This window comes from Variovorax sp. RO1, from assembly GCF_002849325.1.
In the GTDB taxonomy this organism is placed as follows: domain Bacteria; phylum Pseudomonadota; class Gammaproteobacteria; order Burkholderiales; family Burkholderiaceae_C; genus Variovorax.
In genome coordinates this window covers 525772-551118 of the sequence record NZ_PKMT01000001.1, presented here as the reverse complement: position 1 = coordinate 551118, position 25347 = coordinate 525772, and the positions used below count along the sequence as shown (strand labels likewise).

Below are 25347 nucleotides of genomic sequence, written 5' to 3'. Positions count from 1 at the left end.
CCCCGCAGACAACCAGGAGACAACACCATGACCACTCGACGCCAACTCATGACGGCGCTCGGCGGCACCGCCGCGCTCGCCGCATTGCACCCCCTTGCCGCACTCGCCCAGGCGGTGCAGCAGCAGGTGAAGATCTATTACGGCTTCCCGGCCGGCAGCGCGGGCGACAGCGTGGCCCGCCGCGTGGCCGACAAGCTGGGCAACACGCCCTTCACCGCCACCAACCCGGTGGTCGAGAACAAGCCCGGCGCGGGCGGACGCATCGCGCTCGACACACTCAAGACCTCGCCGGCCGACGGCTCGGTGCTGTGTCTCGCGCAGGCCTCGGCGCTGTCGATCTACCCGCACATCTACACCAAGCTCAGCTACGCCATTCCCGACTTCGCGCCCATCTCCATCGGCGCCGTGATGACGCACGGCCTGGCCGTCGGCCCGATGGTGCCGGCCAGTGTGAAGACGCTGAAGGACTACATCGCCTGGGCCAAGGCCAACCCCGGCCAGGCCAGCTACGGCTCGCCGGGCGCGGGCTCCACGCCGCACTTCCTGGGCGCGCTGCTGGGCCTGAGCACCGGAGCCGACCTGCGCCACGTGCCGTACCGCGGCTCGCTGCCCGGCATCAACGACGTGGTGGGCGGCCAGATCGCCTCGTGCCTGACGCCCGCGGGCGACTGCCTGCCGTTTGCCAAGGCCGGCAAGCTGCGCGTGCTCGCCACTTCGGGGGCGCAGCGCCCGGCCTACCTGCCCGACGTGCCGACCTTCACCGAGCAGGGCTTCCCGGAAATCGTCGCCGACGAGTGGTTCGGTTTCTTCGCACCCGCCAAGACGCCGGCCGCGACCATCGCTGTCGCGAGCACCGCGGTCCAGGCTGCGCTGAAGGACAAGGCCGTGGCCGACGGCCTGCTGTCGGTCGGCCTCATCGCGCACGGTTCCTCGCCCGAGGAAATGAAAAAGTCGCTGCAGTCCGAGTACGAACGCTGGGGTCCGCTGGTCAAGAAGATCGGCTTCACCGCCGAGTCCTGAGACCGATGCACTACCAGCCCCGCCCCGAAGACGTCCGCTTCCTTTTGAACGCGGTGCTCGATGCACCCACGCGCCTGCGCGCACTCGCGCCTTTCGCAGAGCTCGACGAAGCGCTGCAGTCGCAGGTGCTCGAAGAAGCCGGCCGCTTCGTCGGCGAGGTGATCGCGCCGATCAATCGCGAGGGCGATGAAGTCGGCTGCCGCTTCGACGGCGGCGAAGTCGTCACGCCACCGGGCTTTCGCGCGGCCTACCAGGCCTTCGTGGACGGCGGCTGGCCGGCTCTTTCGGCCGCGACCGAAGACGGCGGCCAGGGCCTGCCGGCGGTGCTCGAAGCCATCCTCTACGAATGGCTCAGCGCCGCGAACCACGGCTTCACCATGGCGCCGGGTCTGCTGCACGGCGCGTACGCCTGCCTCAAGCACCACGGCAGCGAGGAACTGAAAAGCCGCTATCTGCAGAAGATCGCGACTGGCGAATGGCTCGCGACCATGTGTCTGACCGAAGCGCATGCCGGCAGCGACCTCGGCCAGGTGCGCACCCGCGCCACGGCGCAGGCCGACGGCAGCGTGCGCGTGAACGGCAGCAAGATCTTCATTTCCGGCGGCGAGCACGATCTCACGCCGAACATCGTGCACCTCGTGCTGTGCCGCCTGCCCGACGCACCGGCCGGACCCAAGGGCCTGTCGCTGGCGCTCGTGCCCAAGGTGTTGCTCGACGGTGCGCGCAACGCGGTGCACTGCGAGCGCATCGAGGAAAAGATGGGCCTGCACGGCAGCCCGACCTGCACGATGCGTTTCGACGACGCCACCGGCTGGCTGGTCGGCGAGCCCGGGCGCGGGCTGGCCGCGATGTTCGTGATGATGAACGCGGCGCGCCTGCATGTGGCGCTGCAAGGCATCGGCCTGCTCGACGCCGCGTGGCAGAAGGCCGACGCCTATGCGGCCGAGCGCCGCCAGATGCGCGCACCCGGCGCCGTGCCCGCCAGCCGCGGCAGCGAGGCGGCCGACCTGATCGCCGAACACCCGGCCGTGCGCCGCATCCTCGACACCCAGCGCGCCTGGATCGACGGCTCGCGCGCGCTGGCCTACCGCAGCGCGCTGATGCTCGACATCGCCACGCACGACGCCGACCCCAAGGCGCGCGAGCGCGCGCAGCGCTGGTGCTCGGTCGTCACGCCCGTGCTCAAGGCTGCCTGCACGCACCAGGCTTTTCACGGCGCGAGCGAATGCCTGCAGGTGTTCGGCGGCCACGGCTACGTGCGCGAATGGGGCGTCGAGCAGGTGGTGCGCGACGCGCGCGTGACCATGATCTACGAGGGCACGAACGAGATCCAGGCCATCGACCTGCTGGTTCGCAAGGTGCTGCCCGACGGCGGCGCGGCGCTGTCGGCCGTGCTGCTCGAATTGCGCGACACGCTCGACGCCTCGCGCGAGGCCGATGCCGACGTGCAGCGCCGGCTGGCGCAGCTGCGTTACCTGGGCACTACGGTGGCGATGGCCGCGCATGCCAACCCGGTACTGCCGTACGAGGTGGCGGACGACTTCCTGCGCGTGGTGATGCTCACGTTGATGGCGTGGGCCTGGGCGCGCATCGACGTGGCCGCGCCAGCTGATGCGGATCGCGTTCGCGCCGCGGCGGCCTTTCGGCGCTGGGTGCTGCCCGAATTCGAGATGCGGCTGGGCATCGTCAAGCGGGCTTGTGAGGGTGTCGCACTGGCGCATTCCGCACAAGAGGCTTCGCGCTAGTTGTTCGAGAAAGCAACGCGCGGTTACGCTCGCCGCATGCCTCCTTCCCCCGCGAAAAAAACGTCCGCCAGGACCGACACCGCCGCCGCGCCGTCTTCCCGGTCGGACCGGCTCGACGCCCGCGTGCTCGAAGGGCTGGTCGGCTACAACGCCCGCCGCGCCTGGCTGATCGTGAGCACCGTGTTCGCCGACCGCATGGCGCCCTATGGCCTCAAGCAGATCGACTTCTCGGTGCTCTCACTGCTGGCGCACAACCCGGGCGCCACCTCGCGGCAGCTGTGCAACACGCTGGACATCCTGCCGCCCAACCTCGTGAGCCTGGTGGCCGCGCTCGACAGCCGCGGCCTCATCGAACGCCGGCCGCATCCGCACGACGGCCGCGCCGTCGGCCTGCACCTCACGCCGACCGGCGAGACGCTCATTCGCGAGGCCGAGCAGGCCGTGGTGCAGCTGGAGACCGAAGCCAGCAGCCGCCTCAGCGCGCGCGAGCGCGAGACGCTGATCAAGCTGCTGCAGAAGATCTATCTCTGAGCTTTGAACGCGGCGATTACAGCCCGCGTTCCACCATGTCGATCAGGCGCTGCCCGAGCGCATGCGTGGCCGTCGCGTCGACCCCGCGCAGCGGGCCGTCGATGATGAGCAGCGCCAGCCCGTGCACCGCCGACCACGCGAGGTATTCGGCGCCCGGGCGCCGCTCCGGGTCGAGCAGGCCCGCGTCCACGAGCCGGTCGACGGCCGCGCCCAGCAATTCGAATGGGTTCATGCCGCTGGCGCCCGCGCCGTCGGGACCGACGTCGCCCTGCGCATCTTCCGACACCACGAAGGCCGTGCGAAACAGCCCCGGCTGCGCCTGCGCAAAACGCAGATAAGCGGTACCGATGGCGCGCACCTGCGCGCGTGCGAAATCGGCGGGCGGCTGGTCGCAGGGCAGCACGGCGAGTTCGCTTTCCATCGCCTTGGCCGCCTCCGACAACGCCGCGGCGCGCACCGCCAGCAGCAGGTCGTGCCGGCTCGCAAAGTGGCGGTAGGCCGCATTCGGCACCACGCCCACGCGGCGCGTCGCCTCGCGCAGCACCACGGCACTGGGGCCCCCGTCCCGCGCCAGTTCGATGCCGGCATCCAGCAGCGCACGGCGCAGGTCGCCGTGGCGGTAGGTGCTGCGCGCGGGCGGCAGGCTTTCGGGAACGTTGTTGAGCTTCATCGCGACTCCATGTGGACACTGTCCATTATCTCTGCTATTCTTTGTGGACGGTGTACACAAAGTAATTCCATTGTTTTCGCGCAGACCCGTTGTGCCCGTAACCCAACCCAACCCAAAGGAAACACCATGAAAGTCCAGTCTTACCTGTCCTTCGAAGGTCGTTGCGACGAAGCGATTGCCTTCTACAAGAAGGCCCTCGGCGCCGAAGTCGTGCAACTGATGCGCTACAGCGAGGCGCCGGCCGGCGGCCCCGAGGGCAATGCGGAAGCCGGGTGCGCCGGCGGCATGCCCGGCCCTGACAAAGTGATGCATTCGGTCTTGCGCGTCGGCCAAACCGAACTCATGCTGTCCGACGGCAGCTGCTCGGGCCACGCGGAGTTCAAGGGAATCATGCTGTCGCTGTCGGCCGGCAACGACGCCGATGCCCGCAAGTGGTTCGATGCGCTGGCCGACGGCGGCCAGGTGATCCAGCCGCTGATGCCGACCTTCTTCACGACCAGCTTCGGCATGCTCAGCGACCGCTTCGGCGTGGGCTGGCTGCTGGTGGCAGACCCGGCCGTCGCGTGACGCGCGAACCTGCTTTTTGTTGACTCACCCTCTCACATCCAAGGAACTCTCATGTCCCCCATCAACGCTTACCTCACGTTCGACGGCAACGCCGCCGAAGCCATGCGCTTCTACGAGAAGACGCTGCGCGGCACGATGCAGATGATGATGACCGTCGGCGAAGCGCCCGGCACCGAGCAGATGCCGGCCGACGCCAAGAAGCGGATCATGCATGCGTCGCTGGCCTACGGCGACGGCCTGCTCATGGCCTCCGACAGCATGCAGGGCCAGCCCTTCGACGGCATGAAGGGCTTCGGCGTGGCGCTCACGCTCGACACCGTGGCCGAAGCGCGGCGCATCTTCGACGCCTTCGCCGACGGCGGCGCGATCGGCATGCCCTTCGAGAAGACCTTCTGGGTCGAAGGCTTCGGCATGGTGACCGACCGCTTCGGCACGCCGTGGCTCATCAACGGCGGCAAGGCGCTGGTCTGAGCGGAGCCGCTCCTCTCTCCTTTTTTCTTCTTCGCAGGAAGCACCTTCCATGACCGAACCCCTCGACAACCGAAAGCGCTGGCTCGCCCTGATGGTGCTGTGCCTGGGCGTGCTGATGATCGTGCTCGACACCACGATCGTGAACGTGGCGCTGCCTTCGATCCGCACCGACCTCGGCTTTTCCGAGACGTCATTGGTCTGGGTGGTGAACGCCTACATGCTGACCTTCGGCGGCTTCCTGCTGCTGGGTGGTCGGCTGGGCGACCTGTACGGCCACCGCCGCGTGTTCCTCGCGGGCCTGGTGCTGTTCACGCTGGCCTCGCTGGCCTGCGGGGTCTCGACCTCGCAGGGCCTGCTGGTGGCGGCGCGCGCGGTGCAGGGCCTGGGCGGCGCGGTGGTGTCGGCCGTGGCGCTCTCGCTGATCATGAACCTGTTCACCGAGCCGGCCGACCGCGCCAAGGCGATGGGCGTGTACGGCTTCGTGTGCGCGGGCGGCGGCAGCATCGGCGTGCTGCTGGGCGGCCTGCTCACGAGCACGCTGAGCTGGCACTGGATCTTCCTGGTCAACCTGCCGATCGGCGTGGCCGTGTACGCGCTGTGCGTGGCGCTGCTGCCGAACGCACGCGGCCATGCGCACGGCGAGAAGCTCGACGTGGCCGGTGCCATCACCGTCACCACGTCGCTGATGCTCGCGGTGTACGGCGTGGTCAACGGCAACGAGGCGGGCTGGGGCTCCACGCAGACGATCAGTTTGCTCGGCGCGGCCGTGCTGCTGCTGGCGGCCTTCATCGCCATCGAGGCGCGCGTGAAGCATCCGCTGATGCCACTGGGTTTGTTCAAGCTGCGCAGCGTGTCGGTGGCCAACGTGGTGGGCGTGCTGTGGGCCGCGGCCATGTTCGCGTGGTTCTTCATCTCGGCGCTGTACATGCAGCTGGTGCTGCAGTACACGCCGATGCAGATCGGGCTGGCCTTCCTGCCGGCCAACGTGATCATGGCGGTGTTCTCGCTCGGCCTCTCCGCAAAGATCGTGATGCGCTTCGGCATCCGCAAGCCGCTGGCAGCGGGCCTGTGGCTCGCGGCCATCGGGCTGGCGCTGTTCGCGCGCGCGCCGGTCAACGGCAGCTTCGTGCTCGACGTGCTGCCCGGCATGGTGCTGCTCGGCCTGGGCGCGGGCATGGCCTTCAACCCGGTGCTGCTGGCGGCCATGAGCGAGGTCGACCCGTCCGACTCAGGCCTGGCCTCGGGCGTGGTCAACACCGCCTTCATGATGGGCGGCGCCCTCGGCCTGGCCGTGCTGGCCAGCGCCGCGGCGGCACGCACCACCGCCATGGCCACCGCGGGCGCGGCGATGCCGCTGGCGCTCAACGGTGGCTACAACCTGGCATTCCTTGTCGGCGCCGTGTTCGCGGCAGCGGCGGGTCTGATCGGGGTCTTGCTGCTTCGCCCGGCCTCGCCGGGACACACCCACAACAACAACGAAGCAGCGTCGGCCTCGGGCGCGGCGGGCAAGACGGCATCGTCGTGAACGCGACGGCGCCATGCAGCCCCCGCTTTTTCTTTTTCAACGTTTCTATCCCCTATTCAGGAGAACAGACATGGCTCGTTATGTAGACGGATTCATCGTCGCCATTCCCACCAAGAACGTCGAGGCCTACCGCAAGCTGGCACGCAAGGCCGGCAAGGTCTGGATGGAGTACGGCGCGCTCGAGTACGTGGAGTGCATCGCCGACGACGTGAAGCCCGGCAAGCTCACCTCGTTCCCCCAAAGCGTGAAGCTCCAGGCCGACGAGACCGTGGCCTTCTCGTGGATCACCTACAAGTCGCGCAAGCACCGCGACACGATCAACAAGAAGGTTATGGCCGACCCGCGCCTGGAGGCCATGATGGACATGAAGAACCTGCCGTTCGACGGCAAACGCATGATCTTCGGCGGCTTCAAGAGCATCGTCGAACTTTGAACGTGCTCAGGCCAGGAAGCCGTCGTAGACGAGCTTCAGGCCCGTGAGCAGCATGCCCAGATACACGAAGCGATAGAACCACGTCGCATCGATGCGGCGTGCAATGCGGATGCCGATCCACACGCCCAGCGGTGCGATCGGCATCAGCACGAGCGAGGTGGCCATCGTGCGAAAGTCGAGCAGGCCGAGCCACGCGTAGGGAATCCACTTGCTGAGATTCACCACGAAGAAGAAGTAGGCCATCGTCGCCGTGAACACCACCGGCTTGAGCCGCAGCGGGATCACGTAGGCATTGATCGGCGGCCCGCCTGCATGCGCGATGAAGCTGGTGAAGCCCGACACCGCCGTCAGCACCGCACCCACCGCGCGCGACGGCAGCGGGTCGTTGGGCTTGGGCGGAAACGCCAGGCGCTGCGCCAGGAACACCAGCGTGAACACGCCCACGATGCCCGCCACCGTGTGGGCCGAGAGCACGCGAAACAGCAGCGTGCCGATCACCGTACCGACCAGCCCGAACGGAATCAAAAACTTCAGCAGCGAGCGGTCGAAGTCGCGCCGGAACGCGGCCAAGCCCAGCAGATCCATGAGCAGCAGCAGCGGCATCAGGATGGCCGCCGCCTGCGGCACGGTGACGGCCAGCGCCATCATCGGCACGGCCAGCGACCCGAAACCGGCGCCGAAGCCGCTCTTGCTGATGCCGAGCAGCAGCACGGCGGGAACGGCGACCGCGTAGAACGACGGGTCGGTGATGAGGGGGAAAACCATGGGGAAAATGCGAGCGCAGAAAAAAGCCCGCCAGGGGCAGGCGGGCCGTCCGGGAGCGTAGCAGGAAGCCCCATTTCCTGCCGACGGCCCGCCCGGATCGGGCCGCGCGGGACAACCCGCTTGACAGCGTTTTCCATATTTATGACATTTATGATCATAAATACCCGAAACGCAGATGCCCCCATCCCAACCCAAGCCTTCGCTCACGCGCGACAAGCGCGTGAAGCGCTCCGACCAGGTGGTCGACAACATCAAGCGCTGGGTCGTCCAGACCCAGCAGCAGGTCGGCAACAAGCTGCCGCAGGAGAAAGAGCTGATCGAGCAGCTCGGCGTGTCGCGCGGCACGGTGCGCGAGGCGCTGGCCGCGCTGCAGGTGCAGGGGCTGGTCGCGATCAGCACCGGCCCCAACGGCGGCGCCACGCTCACGCAGGCCTCGTACGAGCAGTGCCTGCAGGCGGTGTCGAACTTCCTGTACTTCCAGCCGGTCGACATCACGATGCTGTACGCGCTGCGGCGCGTGGTCGAGCCTGAGCTGGCTGCCAACGTGGCCACGCGCCTGAGCGAGGCCGACCTGGCGGCGCTGGAGGCGCTGATCGGCCACAGCCATCCGGCGCACGGCGGCAGCGACGACTGGAACGAGCGCCGCGAGGCCGACCTGCTCTTTCACGACCGCCTCACCGAAGCCTGCAGCAGCCCCTTTCTGGCGCTGGTCTGCCGCCTGCTCAACGACGTGATCCGCCGCGTGATCATCGTGCGCAACGCGCTTACGGAGTTCGACCAGTTCGACGAGGAAATGGTGCACAGCCACACCGACCTGCTCGACGCGCTGCGCGCCCGCGACCCCGTCCGTGCGCGCGAGGTCATGCGCGTGCACATGGAACACGCCGAAGCCCTGGCCCTGGAGGCCGAATCCCGCGTCGACCGCGGCAGCCTGCTCATGAAGAAACCGACCGGCTGACGCGTGCGCGGTGCGCGCTGATCCGCGTCGCCGTCGCCCGCTTCTTCCCCTGCTCTCTTTTGCCTTCACCCCGGTTGCGCCGGGGTGCGGAGTTTCCTTTGCCTGAACTTTCCCTGACACAGACCATGACCTCATCCCCCGCCCTCTGGCAGCGCAGCGCCGCTGACATCGCCGACGCCGTGCGCCGCCGCGAGGTGTCCTGCCGCGAAGTGACGACCAGCGTGCTCGCGCGCATCGCCGAGCTCAACCCGCGCCTCAACGCCCTGGCCGAGGTGCTGGCCGACGAGGCTCTGGCCAGCGCCGATGCCGCGGACGCGCGCACCCTGCGCGGCGAAGCGCTCGGCCCGCTGCACGGCGTGCCGGTCAGCATCAAGGTCAACGTGGACCAGGCCGGCCATGCCACCACCAACGGCGTGATTCCGCTGAAGGACCACATCGCCCGCGAAGACGCGCCCGTGGTGGCGCACTGGCGCAGCGCGGGCGCCGTCATCGTGGGGCGCAGCAACACGGCGACCTACTCGTCGCGCTGGTTCACCGACAACGGCGTGCACGGCCGCACACTGAACCCGTGGGACGCGGCCGTCACGCCCGGTGGCTCCAGCGGCGGTGCGGCTTCGGCGGTAGCCAGCGGCATGGGCGCGCTGGCGCACGGCAATGACATCGGCGGCTCGATCCGCTACCCCGCGTACGCCTGCGGCGTGGCCGGTCTGCGCCCGACGGCCGGCCGCGTGCCGGCCTTCAATCCGAGCGCGACCAGCGAGCGCGGCATCACGCCGCAGCTCATGTCGGTGCAAGGGCCGCTGGCGCGCAGCATCGCCGACCTGCGCCTGGGCTACGAGGCCATGGCGCGCCCCGACGCGCGCGACCCGAACTGGGTGCCGATGCCGCACGACCTGCCGCGCCCCGCCGGCCCGATCCGCGTGGCGCTGTTCAAGCGCACGCCGGGCATTCCGGTCGATCCGGCCGTCACGCAGGCCCTGGACGACGCCGCGCGCTGGCTGCAGCAAGCGGGCTACGAGGTCGACGAAGCCGAGCTGCCCTTCTTCCACGAGGCCGCGGCCCTGTGGCGCACGCTGACCGTGGACGACAGCCGCCGCAACATCATCGCGGGCGTCGAGCAGCACGGCGACGACATCATGCGGCGCAGCCAGCGCTACATGCTCGAAGGCATGGCCGAGACCGACCGCGACGGTTTTCTCGACGCACTCGCGCGGCGCCAGGCGCTTCTGCGCAGCTGGTCGGTGTTCATGCAGGCCCATCCGCTGGTGCTGATGCCCGTGTCGTGGCAGCGCCCCTGCCCGCAGGACGAAGACATCGCCAGCCTGGAACGCGCCCGCGCCCTCATCGATGCCCAGAGCCCGCTGCTCGCGACCGCCGCGCTGGGCATGCCCGGCCTCGCGGTGCCCACCGGCATGGCGGGCGGCGCACCCATCGGCGTGCAACTGCTCGCCTGGCGCTTCCGCGAAGACCTGCTGCTGGAGGCGGGCCAGGTGCTCGAAGACGCCGCCCGCTTCACGCCGCTGGTCGCGCAGCCCTGAGCTTTCTTTCGGTTCCCCCTACTTATTCCAACCACTCGGAGACTTTCGATGAACCCCTTCTCTTTCCCCACCGGCCCCGCACTCTCACGGCGCGGCCTCATCCGCGCGGCAGCGGCCACGGGCCTGGGCGGCCTGCTGCCGTACGGCGCGAACGCGCAGCCGGCGGTCAACCGCCTGATCGTGCCCTTCCCGGCCGGCGGCCCGGCCGACTTCATGGGCCGGCTGCTGTCTGAAAAGCTCAAGGACGAACTCGGCCGTCCCGTCATGGTCGACAACCGCCCCGGCGCCGGCACGCGCCTGGCGGCCGAGGTGCTGAAGAACGCACCCGCCGACGGCACCACCATGCTGCTGGCGCCGGTCGACCCGATGTTCATCGGCCCCGCGATCTACGCCAACATGCGCTTCAACCCGGCCACCGACTTCAAGCCCGTGAGCGACGTGAGCGGCATCCAGTTCGGCCTGGCCGTGAGCGCCGCCTCGCCGGTGAAGACGCTGGCCCAGTTCGTCCAGGCCGCCAAGGCCAACCCCGACCAGGGCTCGATCGGCATCACCACCGTGGGCTCGCTGCTGCACTTCCTGGCGATGGACTTCGTGGCCCTGTCGCGCAGCGGCGCCACCCTGGTGCCTTACCGCGGCGGCGCGGCCATGGTCACCGAGCTGATCGGCGGCCAGGTGGCCTCGGGCATGGACGCCACCACCACGCTCACCGAGTACCACCGCGCGGGCAAGCTGCGCGTGCTGGCCGTGGCCGGCGACAAGCGTGCCGACGGCCTGCCCGACGTGCCGACCTTCGCCGAGTCGGGCTACCCGACGCTGGTGGCCTCGTCGCGCTACGTGCTCTACGCCCACGCGAACACGGCGCCCGCCACGCTGGCGCAGTGGAACCGGGCCGTGCGCAAGGTGCTGGCCCTGCCCGACGTGCGCGAGAAGCTCGGGCGCGTGGGCTACGACCTGCTGCCCGGCGCGTCGAGCGAAGAGGTGGTGCGCTACACCGACGCGCTGGCCGCGCGCTGGCTGCCGGTGATCAAGGCCTCGGGCTACAAGGGCGACTGAGGCCGGGCGGTAGACCCAACTGCTGAAAAGTGTGCGTAAACGCACCGACGCGCGGCGACCGGGCTCCCACACTGGCATGGCAACCGCCGCAGTCCGTGGCGGCCCTCCTTTTCTTTCCTTTCAAGGATTCGCCATGAACACCCGGGCTGCCCCCATCGCCTCCGCCGCTTCGGCGTCTTCCTCTTCGTCGTTCCTTGCCACGCCGGCTGCCCGCGACGACGCCGGCAAGCTGGTGCTGCGCGTATCGGTCGGCGTGCTGATGCTGCTGCACGGCATCTTCAAACTCTCGGCCGGTGTCGGCTTCATCAGCGGCATGCTGGCCAAGGCCGGCCTGCCGGGCGGGCTGGCCTACCTCGTGTTCGTGGGCGAGATCGTCGCGCCGCTGCTGATGATCGCGGGCGTCTGGACGCGTGCCGCCGCCGCCGTGGTCGTCATCAACATGCTCGTGGCCTTCGGCCTCGTGCACATGGCCGACCTGTTCGCGCTGACCAAGCAGGGCGGCTGGGCGCTGGAGCTGCAGGGCCTGTACCTGTTCGGCGCGCTGAGCGTGGCGCTGATGGGCGCCGGGCGCCTGAGCGTCGCCGGCCCCAACGGCCGCTGGAACTGATCTAGTCCCCGCGCACCTGCGACACCATCTGCGCGAGGCGCTCGGCATCGGCCACCACCAGCGCCTTGCCGTCCTTGCGCAGCACGCCGCTGCGCACCAGCGTGTTGAGTTCGCGGGTCACCTGCTCGCGGTTGGTGCTGATCTGGCTGGCCAGCGCCGCGTGCTTGGGCGCGGGCTCCAGCCGGGCCTCGTTGCCGTCGATGCCCGCCTCGCGCGCCAGGCGCAGCAGCTCGGCATGCAGGCGGTTCTGCACGCCGAGCGTGCTCAGGTCGATCACCCGTTCCGACAGCTGCCGCACCAGCGCAGCCAGCCGCTGCATCACGCGCTCGGCCACCAGCGGCTCTTCACGCAGCAACGCCAGGAAGGCCGCGCGGTCCAGGCTGGCGACCACGCAGGGTTCGAGCGTGACCACGTCGGCCGAACGCGGCCCGCCGTCCAAGGCGGCGATGTCGCCGAAATGCGCGCCGGCTTCCGAATCGCGGAAGGTCACCTGCCGGCCGTTGGCCGCGTAGGTCGTCACCCGCACGCGGCCCGACACCAGCAGGAACACCTCGCCCTGCAGGTCGGCGCGCAGCATCAGCGGCTTGCCGGCCGCCACGCTGTGCCACAGGCACTGGCGCGCCAGATGGTCGAAGCGGTCGTCGGACAGGCCTTCGAGCAGCGCGATGCGGCGCAGCGCCAGGCTGGAGCGGGGGGTGGGTTCGGGTAGGGCCATGCCGGTGGTCGTTGAGGCGCGCGCATTATGCTCGGGTGCCGCTTCGAACCCGTTCATGGACAGACGTTCCCCACCTCCCGCTTTTTCACTGAGGACGCCGACACGGCGCAACCTCCGCTGGGCGAGCGGGCTGGTGCTGATGGCCTACATCACGGTGCACCTGCTGAACCATTCGCTGGGCATCGTCTCCTTCACCGCGGCCGAGACCGTGCTGCGCGGCGTGCAGAAGTTCTGGCACAGCCTGCCCGGCACGCTGCTGCTGTACGGCGCCGCCGTCACCCACCTCGCGCTCGCCGTGGCCGCCCTGTGGGAGCGCCGCACCCTGCGCATGCCGCCGCTCGAAGCCCTGCGCGTGCTGCTCGGTTTTGCGCTCCCGCTGCTGCTGGCCACCCACCTCACCGCCATGCGCGGCGCGTACCTGGCCTACGGCATCGAGGGCTCGTACGTGCGCGTGGTCTGGGGCCTGTGGGACCTGGCCGGCGCGGGCGCGCAGCTGGGCATGATGCTCGCCGCCTGGGCCCACGGCTGCCTCGGCCTGCACTTCGCGCTGCGCGTGCGCCCGCTCTACCGGCGCCTGTTCGCGCCGCTGCTCACCATCGCCGTGCTGCTGCCGGTGACCGCGGCGATGGGCTTCGTCTCGATGGGGCGCGAGTTCCAGTGGACCGGCGTGCCGCCCGTCACGTTGCCGACGCCCGAACAGGGCCGCGCACTCAACGCCGCCGAGACCCACCTCAAGCTCTATTACGCCTTGGCGCTGCTGGCCCTGCTCGCGGCCTACGCAGCGCGCAGCCGGCTCGCCCGACGTGCCAGCGGTGCCACCGTCGCGCTGCGCTACCCCGACCGCACCGTGCACGTGCCGCCCGGCTGGAGCGTGCTCGAAGCCAGCCGCTCGCACGGCATCGCGCACGTGTCGATCTGCGGCGGGCGCGCGCGCTGCTCCACCTGCCGCGTGCGCGTGAGCGGCGCGCCCGAACACATCGGCACGCCGGGCCGCGACGAGCAGCGCACGCTCGATCGCGTGCGCGCCCCGCACGACGTGCGGCTGGCCTGCCAGCTGCGCCCGCGCGGCAGCATCGAGGTGACGCCACTGTTCGCACCGCTGCCGCGCGAAGGCCGGCCCGCGCCGGTCGGCCGCTTCGGGCACGAGCGCGACGTGGCGATTCTGTTCGTCGACCTGCGGCGCTGGTCGGGCCTCTCGGAACGGCAGTGGCCCTTCGACCTGGCCTACGTGCTCGACCGCTACTTCGCCATCGTGGGTGCCGCCGTGCGTGAGAGCGGCGGCGTGCCCAACCAGTTCATCGGCGACAGCGTGATGGCCATCTTCGGCCTCGAGAGCGACCTGCCCACCGCCTGCCGGCAGGCGCTGCGCGCCACCGAGCTCATCGGCGAGCGCATGGAGGCATGGAACGTCGACTTCCAGGCCCAGTTCGGCCAGCAGCTGGACTTCGGCATGGGCCTGCACGCCGGGCGCGCAGCCGTCGGCGAGGTTGGCTACCTCGAGACCACCACCTTCACTGCCATCGGCGAAGTGGTCAACACCGCGAGTCGCCTGCAGGACCATTCGAAAACTGCGTCGGCGCGGCTCGTGGTCTCGCAGTTCGCGGCGCAGCAGGCCGGCGCCGAAGAGACGCTGGGGCCGGTCGACACGCTGGACGTGCGCGGGCGCTCCGAACCACTGGCCGTGATGTATTCACGCGCCGCCAAGGCATCCTGAGCATCACCTGCCGGATTCGGTGCGCAAACGCACAGCGCCTTCCGCGATGCGGTTTCACACTGCAGCTTGTGGCAACGACGACTGTCCGCCGCCCACAGACTCAAGGGAAAACGCATCATGAACAGCAAGCAACTCCTCGCCATTTCCGCCGCCGCTTTCGCCCTGCTGGGCACCGCCGGTGCGGCCCACGCCGAAACCTACGAAGGCGTGCACGCCCTCACCTCGGCCGCCAGCCGTGCCGACGTGCGCACCGAAGCCGTCGCCGCTGCGCGCAATGGCAACGAATACTCGGACGCCTCCGCAGAAGGCACCGTCGCCGTGACCTCCACGCTCGACCGCCAGGCCGTGCGCGACCAGGCCGTGGCCGCCGCCCACAACCCGCTGCAAAGCCTGGACCGCCGCGCCTTCTACCGCGACGAAGTGCCCTCCGCCTACAAGAAGCCGGCCGTGAGCTTCACGCGCCAGGCCGGCCTGTAAGCCTTCACGACGCCACCACCTGCACCCGCGCCGCGCGCGGGCCTGCAGCTTCTTCAGTGATCGTGAAGCGCACCGGCAGGAAGCGCTCGATCACCTCGCAGTTCGTGCGCGTGTGCGGCGTCACTTCGCTGCAGGTGAACGCGCCCGACTGCCCCGGTTGCCGGAACACCGCGAGCGCCAGCAGCAGCGCGAGCTGATCGGCCAGGTGCGGCCCCACGGCCGCGTCCTCGTGCTTCTGGAACGCGCGCACCTCTTTCACGAGGCCATGCGCCACCTGCTCCGCACTCAGCGTCTTCTCGCCGAAGGCCGTGAACACCTCGGTGAGGTGCGCGTAGGCCAGCGTCACCAGCAGCGCATTGCCCGGCCCCTCGTTCTGGCGCGTCGGCACCGTGCGCAGTTGCTCGGCTTGCACCGACCAGCCCATCGCCGCGCCCACCGTTTCGAGTTCGCGCGCCGCCACGTGGCGCGGCAGGCCGGGCGCCAAGCACTCGGCATGACCCGCCAGCAGTTCGCCGCGCGAGAGCAGATCAAACGCTTGCAGCCGCGCGCCCTCCACCGCCGGCACGATCGTCGCGTCGACCTCGCCGCCACCGGCCGGATAGAAGCCGCAACGGCGCAGCTCGAGTTGCAGGTCGCCACCGAGGCGGCGTACCAGCGGCGCAAACGCACGCTCCAGAAAATGGAACGGCGGCGCCATCGGGTTGTGCGTGCCACCGCTCAGCCGCAGCCGGCTCACCTGCCCCGCGGGTTGCAGCAGCAGCGGCGGCAGCACGGTCTGCAGCACCAGCATGCAGCTGCCCGCACCGGCGATCGCAAAGCGGTAGTCGCCCGCGCGCACCGGACCCGGCACGAAGCGCAGCGACTGCGAGCCCAGCTCGGCGCCTTCGACTTGCGCGCCGCTGATCTCCGCGGCTGCATGCACGCACGCGAGGTGCTGGCGCATCAGGCCCGGCTTCGCGCGGCCCGCGCGGATCTTCGTGATGGTGAGCGGGCGGCCCGTGACCATCGACAGCGCGAGGCCGGTGCGCAGGATCTGGCCGCCGCCTTCGCCTTGGGAGCCATCGAGTTCGACGGCATCGAGTGCGCGTTGTTCTTCTTGTGCTTCCGTCATCGGGACACGTCTTTCTTTCTTGTTCAGTCGTTTGTCGTTGTTCTTGTTCGCGGCGTTCCGAGCCGGCATGCGCGACAGCGCACTGCCGTGCTGTGGATGCTGCCGAGCGCCACCTCGTACCACCACTTCTGCTGCTTGGCCGTCCACACCTCCTGCGCGCCGCAATCGCGGCAGGTGAACGCCTTGTCGACGTAGAAGGTGGGCAGCGGGCCATAGGTGTTGTTGTGCGCGGCCAGCAAGGCCGTGTCGGCAGCGACCATGCCTTCGGCACGCAGCAGGCGTGCGTCGGCCTGGCGCTGCTGCAGTGCCACAGCGCGCGCGGCGCGGTCGAGGCGGTGCGCCTTGATTTCGGCGCGGCGTTGTTTGTTGCTTTTCATGGCTCACGGCTCCACTCATTCTTGTTCTGCTCAATGGCATCCAGCATTCGCTGTGCGCGTCCGCGCGTCCAACCGTCCTTGCGTTGCGATAACGCGCGAACACGGGACGTGAATTCCTCATCGGCCCATCGCGCAGCCAGTTGGCAATCATGGCGAAATCGTCCGACCGAGGGCTGGCGAACCACTGCATCGAGCAAGACTCGACGCAACTCGCAGCGCTCCGACCCCGACAGCGCGCATTGCTTCAGCAGATGGCAAAGACGATCTCGCAAATAGCCAGACCGCAGGAAGCGCGGACTCAGCGCGACGTACCGCATGGCGCTTTCGCGCCACGCCCCTTCGCCCTGCAGAACGCCGCTTCGAGCCTCATCGCTCCACAGCGCGAACACAGGACTCTCGTAGCGATGGAACCGTTCGGCGGCCGACTTCCATGCCACCCATCGTGGCCCCGAGGCGGAACCACCGCGCTGCTTGAAAGCCTCTTTCAAGGCCTCCTCAAGGCGCGCCAGTTCCACTTCCGTTTGCCGAATGCAACGCTCGTCGATCTTCATCCTCGCCCTCGCGTGCCGACCCGGATGGACGGCGTCTACCCCTTCACACACACGACCTGCTTGAGCGTGTAAACCACCTCCACCAGGTCCTTCTGCGCATCCATCACCGCGTCGATGTCCTTGTAGGCCATCGGGATCTCGTCGATCACGTCGGCGTCCTTTCGGCATTCCACGCCTTCGGTCGCGGCGATCTGGTCGGCGACGGTGAAGAGCTTCTTGGCCTTCGTCCGGCTCATCTTCCGACCCGCGCCGTGGCTGCAGCTCATGAAGCTCTCGGGGTTGCCCTTTCCGCGCACGATGTAGCTCTTGGCGCCCATGCTGCCGGGGATGATCCCCAGTTCGCCGAGCTTCGCGCTCACCGCGCCCTTGCGGGTCACGAGCACGTCTTGCCCGAAGTGCGTCTCGCGGCTCACGTAGTTGTGGTGGCAGTTCACCGCTTCCACGTGCGCCTCGAAAGGCTTGGTGATGACCTTGCGCGCGGCCGCGACCACGCGCTGCATCATCACTTCGCGGTTCGCCCGTGCGAACTTCTGGGCCCAGCCCACGGCACGCACGTAGTCGCCGAAGTACTGGGCGCCTTCCTCGAAGTACGCCAGGTCTTGATCAGGCAGATTGCGCTGGTGCAGCTCGGCGTCCTTCTTCGCGAGTTCGATGAAGTGCGTACCGATGGCATTGCCCACGCCACGCGAACCCGAGTGCAGCATGAACCACACGGCGCCCGCCTCGTCGAGGCACACCTCGATGAAGTGGTTGCCGGTACCCAGCGTTCCCAGGTGCTTGTGGTTGTTCGTGTTCTTGATGCGCGGGTAGTCCTCGCAGATCAGGTCGAACTCATCCACCAGCTTCGCCCAGGCGGCGTCGGTTTCATCGGGCGGCGTTTCCCACGACCCCTTGTCGCGGCCCATGCGCTTGGGGTTGCTTCCGTGCGGCACGGCCTTCTCGATCGCCGAACGCAGCGGGCCCAGGTTGTCGGGCAGGTCGCGTGCGTTGAGCGTGGTCTTGCAGGCCATCATTCCGCAGCCGATGTCCACGCCGACGGCGGCGGGGATGATGGCCTTGAAGGTCGGGATCACCGAGCCCACGGTCGCACCGATGCCGTAGTGCACGTCGGGCATTGCCGCGATGTGCTTGAACACGATGGGCAGGCGGGCGGCGTTTTCGAGCTGCTTCTGCGCCTCGTCTTCCACGGGCACGCCGTTGGTCCACATCTTCACGGGGACGCCGTTGGCGACTTCATGTACTTTGTAGTTCGTCATTTTTTTCTTTCTCTCTGTCTATCTCTTATTCGGTTTCTACTTCCAGGAAGCCCATGGCCCCTTCTTGAATGCCGCGATGAGTCCTTCGTACGTGCGGAGCGGGAAATCGTGCTCCACCCAAAGTTCGCGGTACTTCACAAGCCCCAGCTCCACATAGATGCGCTCCAGGATCGCATGGATGTTGCGCACCAGGTCCACGCGTTGGAGGGTCCCGCGGTCGATCACTTCGTAGTTGTCCATGGCTGTCATTTCCCAGCTGGCCCAATCGCGGTAGCGGCGCAACTCGAAACCCAGTTCGTCCTTCTCGCCCGTCACCACCAGGTGAACCTCGCCGGGCTCGTCCATGAAGACCGCAGAGGCCTGCTGTGCGCCCTTCACAAGGTCGAGTCCCATGCGGGCGAGGTCGCCCAACGAATCGTGCAGGTACGACACCGCGAAGGCCACGGGCCCGGCGTCGGCACGAAAGCTCAACGTGGCCCAGCCGGTACCGCTCAGCACGTAGCCGATCCGCTCCTGGGTGCAATCTTCTTCCGACATGATCTTCTTTCTTTTCAGCAACTTCGTTCACATGACTGGTGGACACGGCGGGATTCGAACCCGCATCAATACGGCGACCATGGTGTTTGAGTCCGATGGCCCAGTCGACGATTGGAAACGCGCGCCAGTGACAGACCCGTCATCGGAGCCAGCACCTGCATCCTCAACCTTGCTCGTCAACCGACTTGCCCGCCGTACCTGGTCTTACCCAGGCTGCCGGCAATTTCAAACATTTTTGGCAGTGGCGCTCCCTTCTGTGCCTGCGTGCCCGTGTCTCTTTCTTTTTTCTGTCGCTCAGGAACCGTTCGGCCGCAGCGTCACGAGTCCGTTGAGCACCTGGTCCAGGCCGCCGATCACCGAGATCTTGTCGATGCGTTCGGCCACGCGTTCCAGCGTCTCGAGTTCCTTCATGCGCAAGGCGACGGGGTTGCCCTCCATCACCTTCGCGGTGTTCAGCAGCGAGCGCGTGGCCGCGGTTTCCTCGCGGCGGCGGATCACGTTGGCCTGGGCCGACTTCTCGGCCTCCACCACCTGCGCGAGGATGGTCTTCATCTCGCCCGGCAGGATGATGTCCTTCACGCCCACGCTCTCCAGCACCAGGCCCGACCCCTCGAGCCGCTCACGCACCTGCGCCAGCACCGTCTGGTCGATGGCGGACTTGTTCTCCAGCAGGGCGTCGAGCGTCTGCTCGCCCACCGCCGCGCGCAGACCGAACTGCAGCTCGCGGTACACATGCTCGGCCGGCTTGGGCATCTGCGCCAGGGCCTGCCGCACATCGGCGAAACGCCACACCGCCGACAGGTTCAGCCGCAGCCCCACCTTGTCGCGGGTGAGTATTTCCTGGCCGCTCACTTCGGCGATCTGCGAACGCAGGTCCACGCTGGTCACGGCCACCTGCCGGTTGAAGCGCCAGAAGCCGTGGTTGCCCGGCGGCAGCAGCGCCTGCATCTGGCCTTCGAGGGTCAGCACGCCGGCGTGGAACTCGGGCACTTGCACCAGCAGCACGCCTTCGAGCCCCTGCACCGCACGCGGACGCAGCGCCACGCTCTGCAGCTTGGCCAGCAGCTCGGCCGGCAGGCGGGCATCGGCAGCCACGTCGATCACATCGACGCGCTGCTCGCGCAGGCCGCGCCAGTAGAGCTTGCGGGTGGCGGGCGGCAGGATCTGCACCAGCACGCCGTCTTCATGGCGCAGGCCGACCTCGGTCTCGCCCAGCGACACCTGCACGAACTCGCGCTGCACCAGCTGCGGCTCGCGCGCCAGGAAGTAGTCGGCCAGCTCGTGCTCGAAGGCCAGCTCGGCCAGCGAGAAGCGCTCGAGCTGCACGGTGTCGAAACCCGTGAACACGCGGTGCTTGCCGGCGGCGTACAGGCCGTCGAAGTCGCCATTGCGCAGCAGCAGAACGCGTTCGTTCTTCTTCACGGTGAATGGGGTGAATCCCAGCATTTTTTCTTCCTCTCTCTTCTTCTTCGTTGCGGTTGTCGTTTGTTGTTCGTCTGCGTTTCAATATCAGGCATAGGGGCCCACGAAGGGCAGGCGGCGGGCACCGTGGTTTGCGAGGTCAGCAACGCAGCGCTCGACGGGTCGGTGCGGTGGCGCCGCCACGGGTGGCTGCGCCATCGCCTCCTTCTGCGTCGATGGCTGCATGCGGTTCCTTGCAGAACGCGCGATGCGCAAGCCGCCTGCACTGGCACGGTGTCGCTCGGCCGGGCCCTGCCCTGCGCCTCGCTCCGGTGTGCCGGGGCGGTGGGGCTTTCGCCCCCATCAAAGCGGCGGTGCGAACACCGCCGAAGGTTGTTTGCGGGAATCGAACCCGCCACGCCGCGTGGTTAGCGCAGTGCTCCACCATGAGCAGACTGGAACAAGTCCAGTGACCAACGCAGTTCAACAGCGGCATACCGCGGACCCAAGAACAGGTCTGGCCTGCGGCACCGGGCCGCTGTGAGGCGGCACCTGGGAGCGGATGAACTGCATCCGGACCCTTTCTCTATTGCAGCGAGCGTGCCAACTGGGTGGCAGTTCGGCAGAAAACAGGGCGACGGCGATGCAAGTCATTGACCGGCAAGGGAAATTTCTTCTTCGCTGCATGTGACACGGCACCCATCCCTTGCTAGCATTCATGAAATTCCTAGAAATTCAGCTAGTCTTTTATCCATGAAGCCCATCGTCGTCATCGGATTCCTCGGCACCCAGCTCGATGCCGGCCAGGGCGCGGGCCGCTGGAACAAGTGGCGCCCCACGGTCTCGCTCGCGCAGCACGACGACATGGTGGTCGCGCGCATCGAGCTGCTGCACACGCGCAAGCACACGGCGCTGGCCGAGGTGGTGAAGGCCGACATCGCCGCCGTGTCGCCCGAGACCACGGTCAACCTCGTGCCCTTCGACCTCGAAGACCCGTGGGACTTCGGCGAGGTCTACACGCGCCTGTACGACTGGGCGCGCGCCTACCCCTTCCAGCCCGAGCGCGAGCAGTACTGGACGCACATCACCACGGGCACGCACGTGGCACAGATCTGCATGTTCCTGCTGTCCGAATCGCGCGTGGTGCCGGGCGTGCTGGCCCAGACCTCGCCGCCGCGCAAGCAGCGCCAGGGCGACGCGGGCAAGGTCGCGGTGATCGACCTCGACCTGTCGCGCTACGACCCGATTGCGCGCCGCTTCGACGCCGACCAGCGCGACGCGGTCGCGTTTCTGAAGAGCGGCATCGCCACGCGCAATGCGCGCTTCAACGCGCTCATCGACGAGATCGAGCGCGTGGCCGTGCGCTCGCGCGCGCCCATCCTGCTGGTGGGGCCGACGGGCGCGGGCAAGTCGTTCCTGGCGCGCCGCATGTTCGAGCTGAAGCAGGCGCGCCACCAGGTGACGGGGCCGTTCGTCGAGGTGAACTGCGCCACGCTGCGCGGCGACGGCGCGGCCTCCACGCTGTTCGGGCACAAGAAGGGCTCGTTCACTGGCGCGGCAAGCGACCGCGCGGGGCTGCTGCGCACCGCGCACCAGGGCGCGCTGTTTCTCGACGAGATCGGCGAGCTCGGCCTCGATGAGCAGGCGATGCTGCTCAAGGCCATCGAGGAAAAGCGCTTCTTCCCCGTGGGCGCCGACAAGGAAGTGGAGAGCGACTTCCAGCTCATCGCCGGCACCCACCGCGACCTGCGCCGCGACGTGGCGCAGGGGCGCTTTCGCGAAGACCTGTTCGCGCGCATCAACCTCTGGACCTACGACCTGCCCGGCCTTGCGCAGCGGCCCGAAGACATCGAGCCCAACCTCGACCACCTGCTGGCCCTGCACGCGGCCGAGAACCACCGCGTGGTGCGCTTCAACGCCGAGGCGCGCACGGCCTACCTGCGCTTTGCGCAAAGCAGCGAGGCGCTCTGGCGCGGCAACTTCCGCGACCTGTCGGCAAGCGTGACGCGGCTCGCGACGTTGGCCGATGGCGGGCGCATCGCCGTCGCGCTGGTCGAAGCGGAGATCGCGCGGCTGCGCTGGCTGTGGAAGCACGAAGGCACAGGCTCGTCGGTGATGGCGGACGATGAGGTCGACCTGGAAGCCTTGCTCGGCGAAGAAAAATTCGCCGCGCTCGACCTGTTCGATCGCCTGCAGCTCGAAGCGGTGGTGCGCGTGTGCCGGCCGGCGCGCAGCTTGTCGGAGGCGGGGCGGCAGTTGTTCCAGGCCTCGCGAACGCAGCGCAGCGTGGTGAACGATGCGGACCGGCTGCGCAAGTATCTGGCCAAGATGGGGCTGGACTGGGCGCGCGTTTCAGCCGATGCGCGCCCCTGAGGGCGTGGGCTATCCTCCGCCCGATGCCCATCTCCGCATTCGCTGTGAAGGTCCCCGCGGCCGAACCCATCGCCGCAGACCTTCGCCGCCGTTTTGATCCCACCGTGGCGCTCGGCGTGCCCGCCCACACCTCGCTGCTCGTGCCCTTCATGGACCCTGCGCTGGTCACCGACGAGGTGCTCGCCCGCGCGCGGCGCGTGCTGCAACGCACGGCGCCGTTCGCGTTCGTGCTCGGCAAGGTCGGGCGCTTTCCCGAGACCGCGTACCTGGCACCGGAGCCCGCCGCGCCGTTCATCGAGATGACGCGTGCGCTGGTGAAGGAGTTTCCCGAGTTCCCGCCGTACGACGGCCTGCATGACGACATCATTCCGCATCTGTCGGTGGCGCATGGCAACGCGCTGCATGCGGAGGAAGCCGCCATCGAGTTGCAGGCCCGGCTGCTTGCGTCGGGGCCGGTGCAGGCGCGCTGCACGGAGATCGCGCTCATCGAGAACGCGTCGGGGCAGTGGTTGGACCTGCATGTCTTCGCGCTCGCGGAGCCCGCGACGACCCTTCACCCATGACCGAGATCTACATCAGCACCGACGTCGAAACCGACGGCCCGATCCCCGGCCCGCACTCGATGCTCAGCTTCGGCTCGGCCGCCTACACGGCCGACAAGCAGCTGGTGTCCACCTTCAGCGCCAACCTGCACACGCTGCCCGGCGCCGAGGCCGATCCCAAGACGGCTGCCTGGTGGCAGACCCAGCCCGAGGCCTGGGCCGCGTGCCGCACCGACCTGCAAGACCCGACGCATGCCATGAAGAACTACGTCGCGTGGCTCAAGGGCCTGAAGGCGCGGCCGGTGTTCGTGGCGTACCCGGCGGGCTTCGACTTCCTGTTCGTCTACTGGTACCTGATGCGCTTTGCGGGCGAGAGCCCGTTCAGCCATTCGGCGCTCGACATGAAGAGCTTCGCGATGGCCCTGCTGAAGACCGGCTACCGCGACAGCACCAAGCGCGCGATGCCGCGCCGCTGGTTCGACGCCGGGCTGCCGCACACGCACGTGGCGCTGGACGACGCCATCGAGCAAGGCGCGCTCTTCTGCAACATGCTCGCCGAAAGCCGGCAGGCATGACCACGACCTCGCCTGCTCGCCGCTGGTGGCAGCTGCCGCTCGCCGCCCTGCCGCTCTTCCTGCTCGGCGGCTGCGTGCAGTCGATGTTCTATTACCCCGACCGCGTGCGCTACGAAACGCCCGACGCGCTGGGCCTGCGCTACGAGAACGTGCGCTTCACCAGCGCCGACGGCACGCGCCTGAGCGGCTGGTTCATTCCCGCCGCGGGCCGGCCGGACCCGAAAGCGGCCAAGGGCACCGTGGTGCACTTCCACGGCAACGCGCAGAACATGAGCAGCCACTGGCGCTTCGTCTCGTGGCTGCCCGCGCAGGACTACAACGTCTTCGTGTTCGACTACCGCGGCTATGGCGAATCAGAAGGCGCGCCCGAACCCCGCGGCGTGTTCGAGGATTCGAACGCCGCGCTCGACCATGTGCGCGCCCGCGCGGATGTCGATGCGTCGCGGCTGTTCGTCTTCGGGCAGAGCCTGGGCGGCACGAACGCGATCGCGGCCGTGGGGTCGGGCAACCGGGCCGGCGTGAAGGCGGTGGCAATCGAGTCGACCTTCTACTCGTACCGCTCGATCGCCAACGACAAGCTGCCGGGCGCCGGCCTGCTGGTGCGCGACGACTACGGGGCCTCGAAGTTCGTTGCGGCCATTGCACCGATTCCGCTGCTGCTGATCCACGGCACAGCCGACATGGTGATTCCGCACGGCCACTCGCAGCGCCTGCTGGCCGATGCGAAAGAACCCAAGCAGCTGATCGAGGTGCCGGGCGCCGGCCACCTCGAGCCGATGGCGGCGCCGCGCTTCGGCACGACGTACCGACAGGCCCTCACCACCTTCTTCGACAGCGCCCCGGCGCTGCCTTCCCGCCCATGAAACATTTCGACGAAGCCGCCACCGGCGCACCCCTGAGCTTCGAGCGGCTCGTGCCCGCGCTGCGCGCCGCCTTCGCGGCCGAGGCGCAGGTGCCGCCGCGCCATGTGCACAACATCGAGACCGGCGGCGACGCGGCCACGCGCGGCACGGTGCTGATCATGCCGGCGTGGAGCGATGCGGGCTTTCTGGGCATCAAGACGATCAACATCTTTCCCGGCAACGGCGCGCGCGGCCTGCCCGGGCTGCACGCGACCTACGTGCTGTACGACGCGCGCACCGGCGTGCCGCTGGCGATGATGGATGGCAACGAGATCACCGCGCGGCGCACGGCGGCCGCATCGGCGCTGGGCGCTTCGTTCCTGGCCCGCGCCGATGCGCGCAAGCTGCTGGTGCTGGGCACCGGCCGCATCGCGCGCATGCTGCCCGCGGCCCACGCGAGCGTGCGCCCCATCGACGAGGTGTGGGTGTGGAACCACCGACCCGAAGGCGCCGAGGCGCTGGCCGAGCAATGGCGCAGTGAAGGCTGGAATGCAAAAGCAGTCGGCACCGACCTCGAAGCGGCCGTGCGCAATGCCGACATCGTGAGCTGCGCGACGCTGGCGACCACGCCGCTGGTGCGCGGCGAATGGCTCGCGCCGGGCGCACACCTCGACCTGATCGGCAGCTTCACGCCCGCGATGCGCGAAGCCGATGTCCAATGTTTCGATGGCACGCGCACCTTCATCGACACGCCCGAGGCGCTGCAGAAGGCCGGCGATCTGCTCGACGCGATCGCGGCCGGCACGTTGCGTGCCGACGCGGTGCAGGGCACGCTTGCCGAGCTGTGCCGCGGCGCGCGGCCCGGGCGCACGGGCGATGCCGAGCGCACGGTGTTCAAGGCCGTGGGCAGCGCGCTCGAAGACCTGAGCGCGGCCACGCTGGTGTGGCAGGCGCGCACGGACCCCTGAGGCCCGCGCTGCCCGCCACGGCCAT

The 25347-nt window shown here is 68.6% G+C and carries 28 protein-coding genes; 18 read left to right on the top strand and 10 right to left on the bottom strand.

All coding sequences use genetic code 11. From position 1 onward, the window contains the following. Positions 1-27 precede the first annotated feature (27 nt). The 3 genes from CY658_RS02475 to CY658_RS02465 are packed head-to-tail and all read left to right on the top strand — an operon-like array spanning position 28 to position 3296. Complete coding sequence (locus CY658_RS02475; RefSeq protein ID WP_101488712.1) at positions 28-1020, top strand: Bug family tripartite tricarboxylate transporter substrate binding protein; 993 nt, start codon at positions 28-30, stop codon at positions 1018-1020. 5 nt (positions 1021-1025) lie between these two features. Then, on the top strand, positions 1026-2765 hold the full coding sequence (locus tag CY658_RS02470) for an acyl-CoA dehydrogenase family protein (protein ID WP_101488711.1): 1740 nt from the start codon (positions 1026-1028) through the stop codon (positions 2763-2765). Positions 2766-2801: 36 nt separating this feature from the next. After that, positions 2802-3296, top strand: coding sequence for a MarR family winged helix-turn-helix transcriptional regulator (locus CY658_RS02465; RefSeq protein ID WP_101490186.1), 495 nt, complete (start codon positions 2802-2804; stop codon positions 3294-3296). Positions 3297-3312: 16 nt separating this feature from the next. On the opposite strand, the gene CY658_RS02460 is transcribed toward CY658_RS02465, so the two are convergent. Beyond that, a complete protein-coding gene (locus CY658_RS02460; protein WP_101488710.1) occupies positions 3313-3966 on the bottom strand; it encodes a TetR/AcrR family transcriptional regulator in 654 nt (217 codons plus the stop codon). A gap of 126 nt (positions 3967-4092) precedes the next feature. On the opposite strand from CY658_RS02460, the gene CY658_RS02455 reads away from it, so the two are divergent. The 4 genes from CY658_RS02455 to CY658_RS02440 all read left to right on the top strand — a co-directional run bounded on the left by CY658_RS02455 (position 4093) and on the right by CY658_RS02440 (position 6962). Then, positions 4093-4533: a VOC family protein gene (locus tag CY658_RS02455; RefSeq protein ID WP_101488709.1), complete on the top strand. Its 441-nt coding sequence runs from the start codon at positions 4093-4095 to the stop codon at positions 4531-4533. A gap of 51 nt (positions 4534-4584) precedes the next feature. Further along, entirely contained in the window at positions 4585-5004 is a 420-nt protein-coding gene (locus CY658_RS02450; protein ID WP_101488708.1) for a VOC family protein, read from the top strand. A 49-nt stretch (positions 5005-5053) separates the two neighbouring features. After that, a complete protein-coding gene (locus CY658_RS02445) occupies positions 5054-6529 on the top strand; it encodes an MFS transporter (RefSeq protein ID WP_101488707.1) in 1476 nt (491 codons plus the stop codon). Positions 6530-6599: 70 nt separating this feature from the next. Continuing rightward, positions 6600-6962, top strand: a complete 363-nt coding sequence (locus tag CY658_RS02440) for a DUF1428 domain-containing protein (protein WP_101488706.1) — start codon at positions 6600-6602, stop codon at positions 6960-6962. A 6-nt stretch (positions 6963-6968) separates the two neighbouring features. Here the strand turns inward: CY658_RS02440 and CY658_RS02435 are convergent, their stop codons facing one another. Then, positions 6969-7727, bottom strand: a complete 759-nt coding sequence (locus CY658_RS02435) for a sulfite exporter TauE/SafE family protein (protein WP_101488705.1) — start codon at positions 7725-7727, stop codon at positions 6969-6971. Between the two features lie 175 nt (positions 7728-7902). On the opposite strand from CY658_RS02435, the gene CY658_RS02430 reads away from it, so the two are divergent. The 4 genes from CY658_RS02430 to CY658_RS02415 all read left to right on the top strand — a co-directional run bounded on the left by CY658_RS02430 (position 7903) and on the right by CY658_RS02415 (position 11883). Further along, on the top strand, positions 7903-8685 hold the full coding sequence (locus CY658_RS02430) for a FadR/GntR family transcriptional regulator (RefSeq protein WP_101488704.1): 783 nt from the start codon (positions 7903-7905) through the stop codon (positions 8683-8685). A gap of 125 nt (positions 8686-8810) precedes the next feature. Further along, positions 8811-10223, top strand: a complete 1413-nt coding sequence (locus CY658_RS02425; protein ID WP_101488703.1) for an amidase family protein — start codon at positions 8811-8813, stop codon at positions 10221-10223. A 48-nt stretch (positions 10224-10271) separates the two neighbouring features. Continuing rightward, the gene (locus CY658_RS02420) at positions 10272-11276 is read left to right on the top strand and encodes a Bug family tripartite tricarboxylate transporter substrate binding protein (protein ID WP_101488702.1); all 1005 of its coding nucleotides are present in this window, start codon (positions 10272-10274) and stop codon (positions 11274-11276) included. Positions 11277-11409: 133 nt separating this feature from the next. Continuing rightward, positions 11410-11883, top strand: a complete 474-nt coding sequence (locus CY658_RS02415; RefSeq protein ID WP_099792762.1) for a DoxX family protein — start codon at positions 11410-11412, stop codon at positions 11881-11883. Between the two features lies 1 nt (position 11884). Here the strand turns inward: CY658_RS02415 and CY658_RS02410 are convergent, their stop codons facing one another. Beyond that, complete coding sequence (locus CY658_RS02410; protein WP_257884634.1) at positions 11885-12598, bottom strand: Crp/Fnr family transcriptional regulator; 714 nt, start codon at positions 12596-12598, stop codon at positions 11885-11887. A gap of 55 nt (positions 12599-12653) precedes the next feature. On the opposite strand from CY658_RS02410, the gene CY658_RS02405 reads away from it, so the two are divergent. Beyond that, positions 12654-14312, top strand: coding sequence for an adenylate/guanylate cyclase domain-containing protein (locus CY658_RS02405; protein WP_101488700.1), 1659 nt, complete (start codon positions 12654-12656; stop codon positions 14310-14312). A 117-nt stretch (positions 14313-14429) separates the two neighbouring features. Beyond that, positions 14430-14789: an alpha/beta hydrolase gene (locus CY658_RS02400; protein WP_101488699.1), complete on the top strand. Its 360-nt coding sequence runs from the start codon at positions 14430-14432 to the stop codon at positions 14787-14789. A 4-nt stretch (positions 14790-14793) separates the two neighbouring features. On the opposite strand, the gene rtcA is transcribed toward CY658_RS02400, so the two are convergent. From rtcA to CY658_RS32640, 7 genes are all read right to left on the bottom strand, one after another. Further along, positions 14794-15900, bottom strand: coding sequence for an RNA 3'-terminal phosphate cyclase (gene rtcA, locus CY658_RS02395; RefSeq protein WP_101488698.1), 1107 nt, complete (start codon positions 15898-15900; stop codon positions 14794-14796). Between the two features lie 23 nt (positions 15901-15923). Then, complete coding sequence (locus CY658_RS02390; RefSeq protein ID WP_101488697.1) at positions 15924-16277, bottom strand: zinc-ribbon domain-containing protein; 354 nt, start codon at positions 16275-16277, stop codon at positions 15924-15926. Then, entirely contained in the window at positions 16274-16828 is a 555-nt protein-coding gene (locus CY658_RS32320) for a hypothetical protein (RefSeq protein ID WP_143713527.1), read from the bottom strand. Before CY658_RS32320 ends, CY658_RS02390 begins: the two co-directional genes overlap by 4 nt. Before the next feature lie 35 nt (positions 16829-16863). After that, positions 16864-18084 (bottom strand): RtcB family protein, encoded by a 1221-nt coding sequence (locus tag CY658_RS02385; RefSeq protein WP_101488696.1) that lies wholly within the window; start codon positions 18082-18084, stop codon positions 16864-16866. A gap of 36 nt (positions 18085-18120) precedes the next feature. After that, positions 18121-18621, bottom strand: a complete 501-nt coding sequence (locus CY658_RS02380) for a hypothetical protein (RefSeq protein WP_101488695.1) — start codon at positions 18619-18621, stop codon at positions 18121-18123. Positions 18622-18915: 294 nt separating this feature from the next. After that, on the bottom strand, positions 18916-20067 hold the full coding sequence (locus CY658_RS02375) for a slipin family protein (protein ID WP_101488694.1): 1152 nt from the start codon (positions 20065-20067) through the stop codon (positions 18916-18918). Between the two features lie 63 nt (positions 20068-20130). Next, positions 20131-20268 (bottom strand): hypothetical protein, encoded by a 138-nt coding sequence (locus tag CY658_RS32640; RefSeq protein WP_180838836.1) that lies wholly within the window; start codon positions 20266-20268, stop codon positions 20131-20133. A gap of 507 nt (positions 20269-20775) precedes the next feature. Between CY658_RS32640 and rtcR the strand changes: the two genes are divergently transcribed. Genes rtcR through CY658_RS02350 form a run of 5 tightly spaced genes read left to right on the top strand, consistent with a single transcriptional unit; the run spans position 20776 to position 25322 of the window. Next, positions 20776-22395, top strand: a complete 1620-nt coding sequence (rtcR, locus tag CY658_RS02370) for an RNA repair transcriptional activator RtcR (protein WP_101488693.1) — start codon at positions 20776-20778, stop codon at positions 22393-22395. 23 nt (positions 22396-22418) lie between these two features. Beyond that, positions 22419-22958: a 2'-5' RNA ligase family protein gene (locus tag CY658_RS02365; RefSeq protein WP_101488692.1), complete on the top strand. Its 540-nt coding sequence runs from the start codon at positions 22419-22421 to the stop codon at positions 22956-22958. After that, positions 22955-23512 (top strand): exonuclease, encoded by a 558-nt coding sequence (locus CY658_RS02360; protein WP_101488691.1) that lies wholly within the window; start codon positions 22955-22957, stop codon positions 23510-23512. The genes CY658_RS02365 and CY658_RS02360 overlap by 4 nt, the downstream gene beginning before the upstream one ends. Continuing rightward, a complete protein-coding gene (locus tag CY658_RS02355) occupies positions 23509-24375 on the top strand; it encodes an alpha/beta hydrolase (RefSeq protein ID WP_101488690.1) in 867 nt (288 codons plus the stop codon). The genes CY658_RS02360 and CY658_RS02355 overlap by 4 nt, the downstream gene beginning before the upstream one ends. After that, positions 24372-25322, top strand: a complete 951-nt coding sequence (locus CY658_RS02350; protein WP_101488689.1) for an ornithine cyclodeaminase family protein — start codon at positions 24372-24374, stop codon at positions 25320-25322. Before CY658_RS02355 ends, CY658_RS02350 begins: the two co-directional genes overlap by 4 nt. Positions 25323-25347: the final 25 nt, after the last annotated feature.

Excerpts from the sequence above, each read along its gene's own strand:
- CY658_RS02430 (WP_101488704.1), top strand. The coding sequence starts at position 7,903 with ATGCCCCCATCCCAACCCAAGCCTTCGCTCACGCGCGACAAGCGCGTG.
- CY658_RS02450 (WP_101488708.1), top strand. The coding sequence starts at position 4,585 with ATGTCCCCCATCAACGCTTACCTCACGTTCGACGGCAACGCCGCCGAA.
- CY658_RS02440 (WP_101488706.1), top strand. The coding sequence starts at position 6,600 with ATGGCTCGTTATGTAGACGGATTCATCGTCGCCATTCCCACCAAGAAC.
- CY658_RS02425 (WP_101488703.1), top strand. The coding sequence starts at position 8,811 with ATGACCTCATCCCCCGCCCTCTGGCAGCGCAGCGCCGCTGACATCGCC.
- CY658_RS02375 (WP_101488694.1), bottom strand. The coding sequence starts at position 20,067 with ATGCTGGGATTCACCCCATTCACCGTGAAGAAGAACGAACGCGTTCTG.
- CY658_RS02350 (WP_101488689.1), top strand. The coding sequence starts at position 24,372 with ATGAAACATTTCGACGAAGCCGCCACCGGCGCACCCCTGAGCTTCGAG.
- CY658_RS02405 (WP_101488700.1), top strand. The coding sequence starts at position 12,654 with ATGGACAGACGTTCCCCACCTCCCGCTTTTTCACTGAGGACGCCGACA.
- CY658_RS02365 (WP_101488692.1), top strand. The coding sequence starts at position 22,419 with ATGCCCATCTCCGCATTCGCTGTGAAGGTCCCCGCGGCCGAACCCATC.
- CY658_RS02475 (WP_101488712.1), top strand. The coding sequence starts at position 28 with ATGACCACTCGACGCCAACTCATGACGGCGCTCGGCGGCACCGCCGCG.
- CY658_RS02420 (WP_101488702.1), top strand. The coding sequence starts at position 10,272 with ATGAACCCCTTCTCTTTCCCCACCGGCCCCGCACTCTCACGGCGCGGC.
- CY658_RS02415 (WP_099792762.1), top strand. The coding sequence starts at position 11,410 with ATGAACACCCGGGCTGCCCCCATCGCCTCCGCCGCTTCGGCGTCTTCC.
- CY658_RS02445 (WP_101488707.1), top strand. The coding sequence starts at position 5,054 with ATGACCGAACCCCTCGACAACCGAAAGCGCTGGCTCGCCCTGATGGTG.
- rtcA (WP_101488698.1), bottom strand. The coding sequence starts at position 15,900 with ATGACGGAAGCACAAGAAGAACAACGCGCACTCGATGCCGTCGAACTC.
- rtcR (WP_101488693.1), top strand. The coding sequence starts at position 20,776 with ATGAAGCCCATCGTCGTCATCGGATTCCTCGGCACCCAGCTCGATGCC.
- CY658_RS32320 (WP_143713527.1), bottom strand. The coding sequence starts at position 16,828 with ATGAAGATCGACGAGCGTTGCATTCGGCAAACGGAAGTGGAACTGGCG.
- CY658_RS02355 (WP_101488690.1), top strand. The coding sequence starts at position 23,509 with ATGACCACGACCTCGCCTGCTCGCCGCTGGTGGCAGCTGCCGCTCGCC.
- CY658_RS02455 (WP_101488709.1), top strand. The coding sequence starts at position 4,093 with ATGAAAGTCCAGTCTTACCTGTCCTTCGAAGGTCGTTGCGACGAAGCG.
- CY658_RS02385 (WP_101488696.1), bottom strand. The coding sequence starts at position 18,084 with ATGACGAACTACAAAGTACATGAAGTCGCCAACGGCGTCCCCGTGAAG.
- CY658_RS02470 (WP_101488711.1), top strand. The coding sequence starts at position 1,026 with ATGCACTACCAGCCCCGCCCCGAAGACGTCCGCTTCCTTTTGAACGCG.
- CY658_RS02460 (WP_101488710.1), bottom strand. The coding sequence starts at position 3,966 with ATGAAGCTCAACAACGTTCCCGAAAGCCTGCCGCCCGCGCGCAGCACC.
- CY658_RS02400 (WP_101488699.1), top strand. The coding sequence starts at position 14,430 with ATGAACAGCAAGCAACTCCTCGCCATTTCCGCCGCCGCTTTCGCCCTG.
- CY658_RS02390 (WP_101488697.1), bottom strand. The coding sequence starts at position 16,277 with ATGAAAAGCAACAAACAACGCCGCGCCGAAATCAAGGCGCACCGCCTC.
- CY658_RS32640 (WP_180838836.1), bottom strand. The coding sequence starts at position 20,268 with ATGCAGCCATCGACGCAGAAGGAGGCGATGGCGCAGCCACCCGTGGCG.
- CY658_RS02435 (WP_101488705.1), bottom strand. The coding sequence starts at position 7,727 with ATGGTTTTCCCCCTCATCACCGACCCGTCGTTCTACGCGGTCGCCGTT.
- CY658_RS02380 (WP_101488695.1), bottom strand. The coding sequence starts at position 18,621 with ATGTCGGAAGAAGATTGCACCCAGGAGCGGATCGGCTACGTGCTGAGC.
- CY658_RS02410 (WP_257884634.1), bottom strand. The coding sequence starts at position 12,598 with ATGGCCCTACCCGAACCCACCCCCCGCTCCAGCCTGGCGCTGCGCCGC.
- CY658_RS02465 (WP_101490186.1), top strand. The coding sequence starts at position 2,802 with ATGCCTCCTTCCCCCGCGAAAAAAACGTCCGCCAGGACCGACACCGCC.
- CY658_RS02360 (WP_101488691.1), top strand. The coding sequence starts at position 22,955 with ATGACCGAGATCTACATCAGCACCGACGTCGAAACCGACGGCCCGATC.